Origin of the sequence: Actinoplanes cyaneus, from assembly GCF_016862095.1 — a bacterium.
GTDB lineage: Bacteria > Actinomycetota > Actinomycetes > Mycobacteriales > Micromonosporaceae > Actinoplanes > Actinoplanes cyaneus.
Genome location: NZ_BOMH01000063.1, coordinates 34,073 through 46,883, shown reverse-complemented (window position 1 = coordinate 46,883; position 12,811 = coordinate 34,073). Strand labels below are relative to the sequence as shown.

The 12,811-nt window shown below is 72.4% G+C and carries 14 protein-coding genes; 8 read left to right on the top strand and 6 right to left on the bottom strand.

The genetic code is table 11. The features are described 5' to 3' along the window. Positions 1-104 precede the first annotated feature (104 nt). The 3 genes from Acy02nite_RS36920 to Acy02nite_RS36910 are packed head-to-tail and all read right to left on the bottom strand — an operon-like array spanning position 105 to position 1,491. The gene (locus tag Acy02nite_RS36920) at positions 105-446 is read right to left on the bottom strand and encodes a VOC family protein (protein ID WP_239175537.1); all 342 of its coding nucleotides are present in this window, start codon (positions 444-446) and stop codon (positions 105-107) included. 2 nt (positions 447-448) lie between these two features. Beyond that, on the bottom strand, positions 449-838 hold the full coding sequence (locus tag Acy02nite_RS36915; RefSeq protein ID WP_203752134.1) for a VOC family protein: 390 nt from the start codon (positions 836-838) through the stop codon (positions 449-451). 5 nt (positions 839-843) lie between these two features. Further along, complete coding sequence (locus Acy02nite_RS36910) at positions 844-1,491, bottom strand: alpha/beta hydrolase (RefSeq protein ID WP_239175523.1); 648 nt, start codon at positions 1,489-1,491, stop codon at positions 844-846. 201 nt (positions 1,492-1,692) lie between these two features. On the opposite strand from Acy02nite_RS36910, the gene Acy02nite_RS36905 reads away from it, so the two are divergent. Next, complete coding sequence (locus Acy02nite_RS36905) at positions 1,693-2,739, top strand: VWA domain-containing protein (RefSeq protein WP_203752129.1); 1,047 nt, start codon at positions 1,693-1,695, stop codon at positions 2,737-2,739. Between the two features lie 9 nt (positions 2,740-2,748). Continuing rightward, the gene (locus tag Acy02nite_RS36900; protein ID WP_203752125.1) at positions 2,749-3,075 is read left to right on the top strand and encodes a TraR/DksA family transcriptional regulator; all 327 of its coding nucleotides are present in this window, start codon (positions 2,749-2,751) and stop codon (positions 3,073-3,075) included. Between the two features lie 31 nt (positions 3,076-3,106). Here the strand turns inward: Acy02nite_RS36900 and Acy02nite_RS36895 are convergent, their stop codons facing one another. Further along, a complete protein-coding gene (locus Acy02nite_RS36895) occupies positions 3,107-4,573 on the bottom strand; it encodes an MFS transporter (RefSeq protein ID WP_203752122.1) in 1,467 nt (488 codons plus the stop codon). Between the two features lie 77 nt (positions 4,574-4,650). Between Acy02nite_RS36895 and Acy02nite_RS36890 the strand changes: the two genes are divergently transcribed. The 3 genes from Acy02nite_RS36890 (at position 4,651) to Acy02nite_RS36880 (ending at position 6,982) form a co-directional block, all read left to right on the top strand. Beyond that, a complete protein-coding gene (locus tag Acy02nite_RS36890) occupies positions 4,651-5,325 on the top strand; it encodes a TetR/AcrR family transcriptional regulator (RefSeq protein WP_203752119.1) in 675 nt (224 codons plus the stop codon). Positions 5,326-5,399: 74 nt separating this feature from the next. Continuing rightward, a complete protein-coding gene (locus tag Acy02nite_RS36885; protein WP_203752117.1) occupies positions 5,400-6,026 on the top strand; it encodes an HD domain-containing protein in 627 nt (208 codons plus the stop codon). Next, positions 6,014-6,982 (top strand): GlxA family transcriptional regulator, encoded by a 969-nt coding sequence (locus Acy02nite_RS36880; RefSeq protein WP_239175522.1) that lies wholly within the window; start codon positions 6,014-6,016, stop codon positions 6,980-6,982. Before Acy02nite_RS36885 ends, Acy02nite_RS36880 begins: the two co-directional genes overlap by 13 nt. Here the strand turns inward: Acy02nite_RS36880 and Acy02nite_RS36875 are convergent. Next, the gene (locus Acy02nite_RS36875) at positions 6,969-7,613 is read right to left on the bottom strand and encodes a dihydrofolate reductase family protein (RefSeq protein WP_203752115.1); all 645 of its coding nucleotides are present in this window, start codon (positions 7,611-7,613) and stop codon (positions 6,969-6,971) included. The genes Acy02nite_RS36880 and Acy02nite_RS36875 overlap by 14 nt on opposite strands. A 284-nt stretch (positions 7,614-7,897) precedes the next feature. Between Acy02nite_RS36875 and Acy02nite_RS36870 the strand changes: the two genes are divergently transcribed. The 3 genes from Acy02nite_RS36870 (at position 7,898) to Acy02nite_RS36860 (ending at position 11,674) form a co-directional block, all read left to right on the top strand. Beyond that, entirely contained in the window at positions 7,898-9,862 is a 1,965-nt protein-coding gene (locus Acy02nite_RS36870) for a hypothetical protein (protein ID WP_203752113.1), read from the top strand. A gap of 31 nt (positions 9,863-9,893) precedes the next feature. Continuing rightward, positions 9,894-10,793 (top strand): RNA polymerase sigma factor, encoded by a 900-nt coding sequence (locus Acy02nite_RS36865; RefSeq protein WP_239175521.1) that lies wholly within the window; start codon positions 9,894-9,896, stop codon positions 10,791-10,793. Between the two features lie 65 nt (positions 10,794-10,858). Beyond that, positions 10,859-11,674 carry an alpha/beta fold hydrolase gene (locus Acy02nite_RS36860; RefSeq protein ID WP_239175520.1) on the top strand — a complete coding sequence of 272 codons (816 nt, stop codon included), beginning with the start codon at positions 10,859-10,861 and terminating at the stop codon, positions 11,672-11,674. 190 nt (positions 11,675-11,864) lie between these two features. Here Acy02nite_RS36860 and Acy02nite_RS36855 read toward each other — a convergent pair whose 3' ends face one another. Further along, a complete protein-coding gene (locus Acy02nite_RS36855; protein ID WP_203752112.1) occupies positions 11,865-12,677 on the bottom strand; it encodes a CPBP family intramembrane glutamic endopeptidase in 813 nt (270 codons plus the stop codon). Between the last annotated feature and the right edge of the window lie 134 nt (positions 12,678-12,811).

Genomic DNA, 12,811 nt, shown 5'->3' with positions numbered 1-12,811 from the left:
GGCGCCGGGCTCGGAGCGGATGGTGTCGGGCATCGTCATGCCCCGCGCCGCGAGCGAGGAGTCACGTCACCCGGGAGCACAACCCGATCACGGCGGGTCCGAGGTCAGTCCGGCGCTGGTCCGCCGCCGAGGCCGAGTTCGTTGCCGTCGGGATCGAGGAAGATTGCTTTGCGTACGCCGTTGTCGTAGGTCTCGCGCTCGGCCGGCGTCAGCCCGCGTGCGGCGATGGCGGCGAGCCGCTCGTCGAAGTCGTCGCAGAACAGAGTGGTCAACGCGTGGCCGGCCGCCCGGGGCCGTAACTCGACGTAGACGTACCGGTGCTCGCCGACCTCCCACACGGCTTCCCGGTCGTTGGGCAGGAACGCGGGTTCCGCCCCGAGGAGAAGGTTGTACCAGGTGACGGCCCGGTCGTAGTCGCTGACCGGGATGCCGGCGAACAGGCCCATGGTCACGCGGTGACCTTGGAGACGATCTCGACGAGATTGCCGTCCGGGTCGCGGAGCAGCGCGTTGCGGTTGTTGTTGCCGGTGTCGTGCGGGGGCTTGACCGCGGTGACGCCGGCCGCGGTCAGCCGGGCGAACTCGGCGTCGACGTCACCGGCCCAGAAGACCAGGGCCATCGCCGGACGGCCGGGTTCGGCGTCGACGCCGTGCACGCGTGACGCGGCGTCGACGGTGCCGAGGCCGATGGTGAAGCTGCCGGCGCGGACCTCGACGTGGGACGGGGTGCCTTCGGCCGGGGTCCGGAACGTCTCGGTCAGCCCGAGCAGGTCCCGGTAGAAGCGGACGGCCGCCTCGATGTCCCGCGTGTACAGGTTCACAAGACCATCAGCGAACATGGATCTCACCCTATCCCGGCCAGTGCGCGGATCGCGGCTGCCACGGCATCGGGGTCGACGAGTTGGTGCAGGTGACGGCCGGGCACGTGGATGACGGGCCAGCCACGGGCGCGGGCCAGCGAGGCCTGCTGGTCGTAGGGCGGGCCGAACCACAGGTAGCCGCACGGCCGGTCGTCCCAGCCGGCCGGCACCGGGATCCGCTGGTCGTAGTAGGTGACCGGGAGGCGGGGCTGTTCCGCTTCGACGAGCGCGCGCGTCCGCTGGTCCGGGAAGAGCGGGTCCACCTCGTCCCACCAGGTCGTCCACGGCGGCAGCAGGCCGTCGACCGCCTCGACGGGCAGCGCGTTCTGCCGGGTCGGCGACGAGCCGGTGAGTGACGGCAGGCGAGTCTCGACGAGGACGCAACCGGCGACGGGGCGCGGTGAGGCGTCGACGATCACGGGGACGTGCAGGCCGGCGCTGCTGTGCGCGACCAGGTGGACCGGCTCGGCGGGCGGCAGCCGGTCGATGGCCGCGGCGACCCGCTCGACGACGGCGGGCCAGTGCGGCGGGTCGAGCCCGAGCAGGGACGGCACGACCGCACCGGGCAGCCGGGCCACGACCGGCGACCACGTTCGCGGGCCGAGCAGGAGGCTGTGCAGGAGGACGAACATGGCCTCCACGATCGGTGTCAGGGGGCGGGTGGCTGCGGCGGTGCGGGGCTCCGATCGTACGGGAAATCGGTGATCTTCTGTTTTTTCCTCGGGAGGCGACGCCTGTTTTGCCGGATTCGACAACTACTGATCGAGAGCGATTGCGTGCATTCTGTAACGGGAAGATAACGACCCCGCTCCGTCGGCACGGAAGGAGCTCCGGTGTCGCTCAGCTGGCCCTGGGCCCTGCTCGCCCTCGTGACCGTCCCCTTGCTGCCCGCCGCCCGGTGGTGGTTCGACCGTCGCCGCAGGCGCTCCGCGGTGACCGTTTCCAGCGTCGCCCTGATCCGCGCCGCGGTGCCCCGGCACAGCGCCTGGCGGCGGCGCGTCCCGGTGGCGCTCTTTCTCACCGGGCTGCTCGCGATCGCGGTCAGCACGGCCCGGCCGCAGGCGACGATCGCGGTGCCGCGCGCCGAGACGTCGATCCTGCTGGCCATCGACGTCTCCGGGTCGATGTGCTCGACCGACGTCTCCCCGAACCGGCTGGCCGCCGCGGTCGAGTCAGCCCGTGACTTCATCAGGCGGACCGACCGGGGGATCCGGATCGGGCTGATCGCGTTCTCCGGGACGGCCGGGCTCGCCGTCCCGCCGACGACCGATCGTGATCAGTTGCTCGACGCGGTCGGCACCTTCCGGACCGCGCTCGGGACGGCGATCGGTGAGGCGATCCTCACCTCGATCGACGCGATCGCCGAGTACAACCCGGGCGTCGCGCAGAGCGGGGTGGATCTCGTCCCCGCGTCGGACGGCGGGTTCGAGCCGGACACCATCGTGGTGCTGACCGACGGCTCGAACACCACCGGGGTCGATCCGCTGATCGCCGCCGGTCAGGCCGCCGCCCGTCATCTCCGGGTATTCACGATCGGGTTCGGGACGACGCATCCCGGGCCGATGGTGTGCGATCCCGGGCAGGTCACGGCGGGCTCGTTCGGCGCCGGACCGGATCCGGGCGGCGGTTACGGGCAGTCGCTGGAGATCGACGAGAGGTCGCTGACCGAGGTGGCCGAGACGACCGGCGGCCGCTACTTCCGGGCCCGGGACGCCGGCCAGCTCAACGACGCGCTCGCTGGCCTGCGCAGCGAGATCGGCCTGCACCGGGAGTCGACCGAGACCACCGTCTGGTGGCTGCTCGCCGGGTCGGTGCTGGTCGTCTCCGCGATCTTCCTGTCCCTGTGGTGGGGCCGGCAGCGAACCGCGGCTTCGTCATAGGCTGGGGGCGTGGTCAGGGACGAGTTGCTGCGGCTGCGGGCGAGCGCCGAGGACGAGGCCGCGATCCTGGCACGCGATCTGGAGGCCCTGTTCGCGGCGTCGCGGGACTCGAACGCCGACGACGAGCACGACCCGGAGGGTGCGACGATCGGGTTCGAGCGCGCCCAGCTGACGGCGCTGCTGGCCGCGGCGCGGGAGCGGATCGCCGAGGTCGACGACGCGCTGGGCCGGGTCGACGCGGGGACCTACGGCAGCTGTGCCGGGTGCGGCCGGGCGATCGCCGCGGAGCGCCTCGAGGTCCGCCCGTTCGCCCGCCTCTGCATGGCCTGCGCGTGACCCGGTCCGCGGGTTGCCGCCTCGGGGGCGGTCAGCCCTCGACCTGGGTGGGCGCCGGAGTCCTGGCGGCGCGGCGCGCGGCCCACACGATCAGCCCGGCGCACAGCGCGGCGAGGACCAGAGTCGCCGTCGTCACCGCGTTCTCGAAGGTGTGGATCCCGCCCGGGGTGGCGCCGACGCCGATCAGCGTCCCGCCGAGAGCGGCGGCCACGATCGTGCCGGTGACCGCGAGCCCGACGCTGCTCGCGACCTCCTGGCTGGTGTCGCTCATCGCGGCGCCGATCGAGGTCTGGTCCTCGGGCAGGCCGCGCATCACGGTGACGCCGGCGATCGTGGCGACGACCCGCATGCCGGCCGCGGTCAGGGCCAGGGCGATCGCGATCCAGATGTAGCTCTGCCGGCCGAGCAGGCCGTAGACGACCAGACCCGCCAGGAACGAGGAGGCCCCGAGGACGGCGGCGCGCTGCGTGCCGACCTTGTCGACGAACTTCTCGACGAGCGGGCCGGCCGCGAGCAGCACGATCACCTGCGGCAGGTTGCCGAGCGCGGCCTGCGCCGGGGACCAGCCCCAGACGAGTTGCAGCTGCAGCGTGACGGTGAAGCCGATGACCGCCATGCCGAGGCCGAGCGCCGCCTCGTAGGCCAGGCTCGCCGAGACGGCCGGGCGCTTGAGCAGGGCGAAGTCGAAGATCGGGTGGGCGGTGCGGCGCTCCTGGATCACGAACGCGGCGGCGGCGAGGACCGCGCCGGCGCCGGCCAGCCACGGGCTGCGGCTGTTCCAGCCCTGCTCGACGGCGAGGGTCGCGGTCCAGAGGGCCAGGATGATCGTGGCGGTGCCGAGCAGCGCGCCGGGCAGGTCGAGCGGCGAGCGGTTGCGCTTGGCGGGGTCGTCGGCCGGGATGCCGAAGCGGATGCACCCGATGGCGAGCAGGGCGATCGGCACGTTCATCACGAGCAGCGTCTGCCAGGGCAGGACAGCGAGGACCAGGCCGCCCACGGTGGGGCCGATCGCCATGCCGGTCAGGCCGACGGTCGCGATCAGCGAGGTCGCCCGCATCAGCAGGTTCTCCTGGTCGAACAGGCGGAAGCAGAGCGCCATGGTGCCGGGCGCGGTCATCGCGGCGGTGACGCCGATCGCGGCGCGCACGGCGATGAGCTGGCCGGGGGTGGTCACGGCGAGCACCATCAGGTTGGCCAGGGCGAACAGGCTCAGGCCGATCAGCATCATCCGGCGGGTGCCGTAGCGGTCGGCGATCGCGCCGAAGGCGACCATCAGGCCGCCGAAGAGCAGCGAGTATCCCGAGGTGATCCACTGCAGGGCCGACGCGGAGGCGCCGAGCTCGCGCCCGATGGTGGGCAGTGCCACGTTGAGCACGGAGTTGTCGAGCATCTCCACCAGGAAGACGACGGACAGCCCCAGGATGGCGGGCCAGACGGCCCGCAGTGAGGTGGCGTGCGCCGCCTTCTCCTCGCGCACCTCCACGACGTCGACGCTCATGACGGCCCCCTTCTGGAATGACGTTCCATTGCCTCCTCAGTCTGGAATGCCGTTCCAGTCCGTGTCAAGATGTAGTCATGTCACAGACACGTGGCAGAGGCCGTCGCGCCGATGCCCTCTCCAAGGACGTGGTGGTCCGGGCCGCCGTGGACCTGCTCGACGAGCACGGCGAGCGCGGCTTCACGTTCAAGCTGCTCACCGAGCGGCTGCAGACCGGGGCCGGCGCGGTCTACTGGCACGTGGCGAACAAGGACGAGCTGGTCCTGCTCGCCACCGACAAGGTGATCGGCGATGCCCTGGCCGCCCTGCGCCCCGAGCCCGGCGCGGACGCCGAGACCCGGCTCCGCACACTGCTGCTGACCATGTACGACGCCTTGGACCAGCACTTCTGGGCGGCGCCGCACGTCGTCGCGGGCTCCGCGATGCCCAACGCGATGCTGCTGCTGGAACGCGTCGGCAGCCTGATCGCCGAGACCGCGCTGCCCGCTCGACGGCACTTCGCCGCCGCGACCGCGCTCTTCCTCTACCTCGTCGGCGTCACCGCGCAGGACAGCGCCCACGCCAAGACGGTCGAGCCGGGCGTCAGCCGCGACGAGCTCCTCGGGCAGGAGGCCGCACGCTGGGCCGCCCTCGACCCGGCCACGTTCCCCTTCGTCACCCGCGTCGCCGCCGAGCTCGGCGACCACAGCGACCGCGACCAGTTCATCACCGGGGTCGACCTGTTCCTGGACGGCCTGCGGGCACACGGCTGAGCGATGGCCGGATCCGTGGGAAGGTTGTCCGCACGGACATGGCCGGGAACCGGCGGCGCGACGAGGCTGGGGGCATGACGATGATCGACGTGCCGGACACGAAGCTCGCCCGCGAGGCCACCGAGCTGATCCGCGACACCACCAGCGAGCTGGTCTACCACCACTCCCGCCGGGTCTACCTGTTCGGCGCGCGCCAGGGCCGCAACCGGGATCTGAGCTTCGACCCCGAGCTGCTGTACGTCGCCGCGATGTTCCACGACCTCGGGCTCGGCGAACGGTTCCGGGGCAGCGGCCGGCGCTTCGAGGTGGACGGCGCCGACGAGGCACGGCGGTTCCTGCGCGGACACGGGGTGCCCGACGACAGCGTGCGACGGGTGTGGCTGGCGATCGCGCTGCACACCACGCCGGGCATCCCGCAGTTCCTCGAACCCGAGGTCGCGCTGGTCACGGCGGGCGTGGAATACGACGTACTGGGAATCGAATTCGACCTGATCTCTCCGGAGGAGCGTGCGGAGATCACCGCTCTGCACCCCCGGCCGGCTTTCAAGCGGCGCATTCTGGCGGCGTTCACCGAAGGCATCCGGACCAGGCCGGAGACCACGTTCGGCAACGTGAAAGCCGATGTCCTGGGGCACTTCGTGCCCGATTTCCACCGAGCCGATTTCGTACGGACGATCCAGGACTCCCCATGGCCCGAATGACCCACGTCGTGGCGATCCTGGCCTTCGACGGCGTGCAACTGCTCGACGTCGCCGGGCCGGCCGAGGTGTTCACGACCGCGAACGCGTTCGGGGCGGCGTACGACGTACGCACCTTCTCCGCCGGCGGGACCGACGTGACCACCTCGTCCGGGGTCCGGCTCGGCGCCGGCCCCGTCCCCGACCAGCCCCGTCGTCTCGGCACCCTGGTCGTGCCGGGACGCCAGGACTGGCGCAACGCCGTCCGTGACGACGCGACGATGACCGCCGTGACCGGCCTCGCACCGCGCGCCCGCCGCATCGCCTCGGTGTGCGCGGGCGCGTTCCTGCTGGCCGAAGTGGGCCTGCTCGACGATCGGCGGGCGACGACCCACTGGCAGCTCGCCGGGGAACTGGCCCGGGCCTATCCGGCCGTCAAGGTCGACAGCGACCCGATCTTCGCCCGCGACGGCCGGGTCTTCACCTCGGCCGGGGTCACCGCCGGAATCGATCTGGCGCTGGCTCTGGTCGAGGCCGACCACGGCCCCGCGGTCGCGCGTGAGGTCGCCCGCCAGCTCGTCGTCTTCATGGCCCGGCCGGCCGGGCAGTCGCAGTTCAGCGCCCGCCTCAGCGTCCGCGAGTCCGACCACCCGGTGCTGCGCGCGGCGATGGACGCGGTCACCGGTGACCCCGGCGCCGACCACGCCACCGACCGCCTCGCGGCCCGCGCCGGCGTGAGCGCGCGGCACCTGACCAGGCTGTTCCGCACCCACACCGGGATGAGCCCGGGCCGATACGTCGAGACTGTCCGCGTCGAGGAGGCGCAGGCCCGGCTCGAGGGCGGCGCCGAGTCGGTGGAGGCGATCGCGGCGTCAGCCGGCTTCGGCTCGTCGGAGACCATGCGACGCGTGTTCCATCAGCACCTCGGCGTCTCCCCCACCACCTACCGCGCCCGTTTCCGCAGCACTACCGCCGGGTGAAGGTCAGGTGGGTGACGCCACTCGGGCTGGTCACCGACTCGACGGCGAAACGGTCCTCGAGGCTCTCCAGGCCGTCCCAGAGGCGCACGCCCCGGCCCAGCACGATCGGGACCAGAACGACATGCAAGTGGTCGACGAGGTCCGCGTCGAGGAACTGCCGGACCGTGGTGGGACCGCCGCCGATGCGTACGTCCAGGCCACCGGCCGCCTCACGCGCCTGCGCGAGCGCCTCCTCCGGGCTCGCGTCGATGAAGTGGAAGGTGTTACCGCCCTCCATCTTCAGGGTCGGCCGCGGATGCCGGGTCAGCACGAAGACCGGCGTGCGGAACGGCGGGTTGTCGCCCCACCAGCCCTTCCACTCCTCGTCCTGCCACGGGCCCCGCTGCGGCCCGAACTTGTTGCGCCCCATGATCTCGGCGCCGATGCCGGGGCCCCACGCCGCGGCGTACGCGTTGTCGACACCCTCGCTGCCGCCGTCCTTGCCGTTCATCGCCTGGAACGTGCTGGTCCCGACGAACCACTCGTGGAGCCGCCCGCCGGCGTGCCCGAACGGCGCTTCCAGGCTCTGACCCTCCCCCGTGGCGAAGCCGTCCAGCGAGACCGCGAAGTTGTGCACCCGAACCTTCGACATCGCCCCACTCTAAGCTCGCGTCCCTCCGCCCACTGCCCTCCAGCAGATCGTCCGCGCCCACCTCTCGCGATCCGCGGCGGAACGTGCTCCGGGCCTGGCCGGCTGCACAGCTTCCTCCAGCGGGCCCGGCGTCGAGTGACGATGACGGCCATAGCACGTCGAACTCGCTGAAGTCGGGCAGGACGACAACGGGGATCGATTCCGGTCACGGGTGGGTGAATCCGGGGCTGAGCTGGGGGATCCCCCAGTGGCGTGCGCGGGCCGGTAAGGCCATGATCTAGCGCATGATGGAGACCGAACTTCCGCGCGCCGGGGTGGACGACGTCGACTGGTCGCTGCTGGAGGACGGCTCCGCCGTACGGGAAATGCTGAAAACTCTTGCCGGTGGCGGCCCGGCGGCCCGGACCACCGCGTTGCGCGGTCTCTATCGGCTCGCGCCGGAAGGCGCCGACGTCCGGCCGTGGGTCGCGGCGGCCCTGCCGATCCTGCTGGGCATGGTCGCGACTCCGGAGCAGCCCGACCGGGGGCGGGTGCTGCGGCTGGCCGGTGATCTCGCCGGCGCGGACCGCACCTGGCAGATGTCCGGGGAGACGTTGCGGGCGAAGCGGATCCTCGCCGAGCACGACGGGCTCCTCGCTCTGCTAACCGACGAGGATCCGCAGGTCAGGGAGGCCGCGGCCTACACCGTGCGGGCGGTCTGCCGGCTGTCGGCCGAGCTGGTCGAGCTGCTCTGGGAACGCTACATCGAGGAGCCGGATTCGGCCGTGCGCCTGACCCTGGTCGGCAGCGGGGTGCTCGCCGGGGCGGTCGGCACCGGTTACGAGCCGACGAAAAGGCTGCTCGCCTGGGTTGCCGACACCGACAAGGATTTGCGCGTACGGACGATCGCGCTCGCCGAACTGGTGTCGATGACCAATCCCCCGCCGTTCGACGTGGAGACCGCGCGCGACACCGTGCTGGAGGCCTACCGCGCCGGCCTGAACCGGGAGCCCGCGCACGTGGACGACCTGGTCGCGCCGTTGCTGGCCGGGCAGTGGCTGGCCGCCCGGCAGTGGACGCCCGGATATCCACAGGTGGTGAGCGCTGTCCGCGCGGCGTACCGCAACGACGTCACCCCACAGCTGAACCTGCTCGAACGCATGCTGGAGCTGGACGGCTGGGACGCCCGGCAGGACGCGCTGTACGAGGCACGGTCCCTGATCCAGCGGTTCCGTGGGCCGTACCGGCCGCTCGTCGATCGGGCCGCCGAGCTGATGGGAGATCCCGATCCGCAGGTACGGGCGGCGTCGTTGAGCCTGCTCAGCAGCATCGGTGAACTGGCCCGCCCGGGCGCCGACGCGGTCTGGGCGGATCTGATCGACGGCGGCTACTGGATCAACGAGGGCGGGCAGGGCCCGGTGCTCGCGATGGCCGCGCGGCTGCTCGCCGAGCTGCGCGACGAACGGCTCCTGCCGACCCTGGAACGGATGCTCGACGAGGCCCCGGACACCGGTGACCTGCACAGCGCCATCGCCGGGTACGGGTTCGCGGCGCGCGGCCTCAGCCGGACCCTGCGACGGCGGCTGCGCGGCACCGAGGACGCGACGGAGTACGCGCGACTGCTGCGCGCGCTGACCGCGGTCGCCCCGGGTGAGGCCGCCGACCACCTCGCCGAGGAGCCGATCGACCTGGACACGCTCGGGCTGCTGGCGCGCGCCGGACGATCGGCGGCCGGCCGGGTCCCGGACATCCGGCCGCTGCTGACCTGCGGTGACCCGGCGCTGGAGTTGGCCGCGGCGCACACGATCTGGCGGGTCGCCGGGGACGCGGAGGCCGCCGCCGGCGTCTACGACATGTACTTCGACAACCGCAAGGCCGCGCCCGAGCACGCGGTCGCGGCCCTCGACGGCCTGCGCGAGCTGCGGATCCGCGTCAAGGACCGGGCCCGCCGGATGATCCGGCTGCGCCGCCGCCAGGCCAACGGCGCGGTGGTCGCCGCGGCGGCCGACGCGCTGTGGTGGGTGGCCGGCAACCAGGACGCGGCCCGCGCGCTCGGCCCGGTCTGGGAGGCGGCGCCGCGGGAACGGCCGCGGATCGCCCGGCTGTGGCTGGCCACCGGCGACGTGCGGTACGGCGCCCGCTACGCCCGGGCCGAGCTGGCCCTGCCGCTGCGGCACAACCTGCGGGGGCACGGCGCCCGGCCGGCCGAGATCACCGAGGACGAGCAGTTGCTGACACTGTGCCGGGAGATCGTCGCCCAGGCCGGCTGAGGGTCCGCCCGGCCGCACTACGATCGGGCGCGTGGACGACCGTGAACTCGTGCGATGCGCCCAGAACGGTGACGCGGCGGCGCTCGGGGTGCTGCTGGCGCGGCACGAGGCCGGAATGCGGGCGGTCGCGCTGAGCGTGCTCGGTCACGGGCCGGACGCCGAGGACGCGGTACAGGACGCGATGGTCACCGCCGTGCGGCGCATCGGGGACGTGCGCGATCCGGCGGCGGCCGGTGCGTGGTTGCGGGCCGCGGTCCGGAACCACTGCCGGATGCGGTTGCGGTCACGACCGGCGCTGCCGGTGGCCGACCCGGAGTGGTTCCTTCCCCACGCCGGAGGCCCCGACGAGCTGATCGAGCGGGCGGCGCTGCGGGACTGGGTGTGGCACGCGATCGGGGAACTGTCCGAAGGTGATCGCCTCGTGACGATGCTGCGGCACTTCAGCAGCGTGACGTCGTACGAGCAGATCGCCCTGGTCTGTGGTCTCCCGATCGGCACGGTGCGCAGCCGGCTCAGCCATGCGCACCGCAAACTCACCGGGCTGCTGCGGGCGGGCGCGGAGCAGGCGTACCCGGACAGCGGGGCGTACACGCGGGCGCGGCGGCGGGAGGCGTCGGACGCGCTGTCGGCGGCGATGCGCGGGGATTTCCGTGACGTCGTCGACGAGCTGTGGTGGCCGGACGCGGACATGACGGTGCCGGCGTCCGGGCAGGGCGGCGGCCGGGAGTTCGCGGTGCGCGGCATGGAGTGTGATCTGGCCTCCGGCGTGCGGCAGCGGCTGGTCAGCGTCGTGGCCGGTCAGGACGTGCTGATCTGGGAGACCGAGCTGATCGGCGGCCACTGCCCGCCGGGCGCGGTGTGGTTGCAGAGGATGGAGCAGGGTCGCGTCCGATCGCTCACCCTCTGTCACGCCCGAACTACTTCGGCGTAGGAGCGAACTTTTCCGCACCCGCGCGCATCTGGTCCGGTCATCGCACCATCGGATCGGAGATCTTCGTGAGCATCACCACCCATCGGATCAGCGTCGGCGGCGTCCCGCAGGCCTATCACGTCGCGGGCAGCGGACCGGTCTGCGTCGCGCACTCCGGCGGCCCCGGCATCGACTGGGCCTACCTGCGGATGCCGCTGCTGGAGCAGCGCTTCACCATGGTCTACCTGGAGCCGGTCGGCACCGGGGACTCCGGGCGCCTGCCCGCCTATCCCCTCTCCGCCTACGCCGAGTTCGTCGCCGCCGTCGTCGACCACCTCGGCTCCCCATCGGTGTACGTTCTCGGACACTCGCACGGCGGGTTCGTCATGCAGCAGTTCGCGCTCGACCACCCGTCGCGGGTCGCCGGGATCGTCCTCTACGACACGTCACCGGTGACCGGCGCGGCGTTCTGGGACTCCGCGACGGCCGGCGTGATGGCCTACGGCGCTGTCGACCCGGCGGTGCCGGCCGCGTTCGAGCAGGCGGTCACGGCGACGGACGACGACGCGCTGTCGGTCGCCCTGCGGCAGGCGGTCCCGGTCTACTTCGCCGACTTCCCGGGCCGCCGCGACGAGTTCGCGCCGTTCGTCGCCGGGGTCCGGGCATGGGCCGTCCCGCAGGACCCGGAGCCGTTCGACGTCCGCGCCCGCCTCGGCGAGATCAGCGCGCCCACGGTGATCATCGTCGGCGAGCACGACTTCATCTGCGGCCCGCGGTGGGCCGCGATGCTGCACGCCGGCATCCCCGGCTCACGCCTGGTCACGCTCCGATCGAGTGGCCACTTCGGCCACGTCGAGCAGCCGGTCCCGTTCGCCGAGGCGGTCAGCGCGCTGCTCGGCTGATCCTTTCCAGTCCCTTACGGTACGGCCGTGCGCAGCACTTCCACCGCGCACGGCCGCCCCGCTCGCTGCTTCCGGCTGGCGCCCAGGGGTGTATCGAGTCCTTGTTACACCCCTGGTCACCAGCCGTGATCCGGCGAATGGCCTCCCGTGCCGCCGGGCACGCACGCCCGTTCCACGGGCTGGCCAGGGTTCAGGCGGACGGGTCGGGGGCGGTGCTCGATGCCGTACCGGGGAACAGTTGTTGTCCTAGGAGCAGGGCGCAGAAGGCGGTTCCGAGCAGCACGAACAGCCCGGTGTCCCCGGCCAGGTACTCGTTGGCGACGATCGGGTGCGTGGTGCTGATCGCGTAGGTGCCGATCCAGGCGAAGGTCGCGTTGTGCGCGAAGTGCCCCAGCACGGCCGGCCACAGGCTGTCCGACCGGAGCCGGAGCCGGCCGAGGAGCGCCGAGAACGCCAGCACGCTGCCGGTGAACAGCGCGAGCACGAGCGCCCGGTTCCCGTCGTGATGGTAGTTCGGCGTGAACAGGATGTACGGCAGGTGCCAGCCGGCCCAGACCACGCCGCCGACCAGCAGCGCCGCCCCTTCGCCGAGCCAGAGCAGCCGCGGCAGCAGGTAACCGCGCCAGCCAGCCTCCTCGGCGAACGCCAGCACGGGCCCGGTGACGCACAGGACCAGCGCGTCGCTGAGCCACGCGCCGCCCGGCGTCACGAAACGCGCCAGTCCGCACACCACGACACCGGCCGCGGCCAGCACACTCACGCCCGCCGTGGTGACCAGCGTGACCGGCCAGTCGCGCAGGCCGAGCCGTCCCGTTCCGAGCCGCCGCCAGCCGTCCCGCGTCCAGCCCTCACGGGTCACCACCAGCAGCATGACCAGGGTCACCAGCAGCGGGGACACGGCCAGCACCAGACCGTCGAGCACCCGGGCGGTGCCGAGCGAGACGCCGAGCACCAGGATGACGAAGATCAGCGCCGCCGCGCGGTCGGGGAGTCGTCGGAACACCCGCCCAGTCTTCAAAACCGGGCACGCCCGGCCATCCGTCCAAAGTAGGAGTCCGGGCCGCCGCCCTCGGCCACAAGGAGGACCCGGGTCAGCCGGTGACAATCCGGCAGCGGAGGATGCGGCCGTCGCTGGTG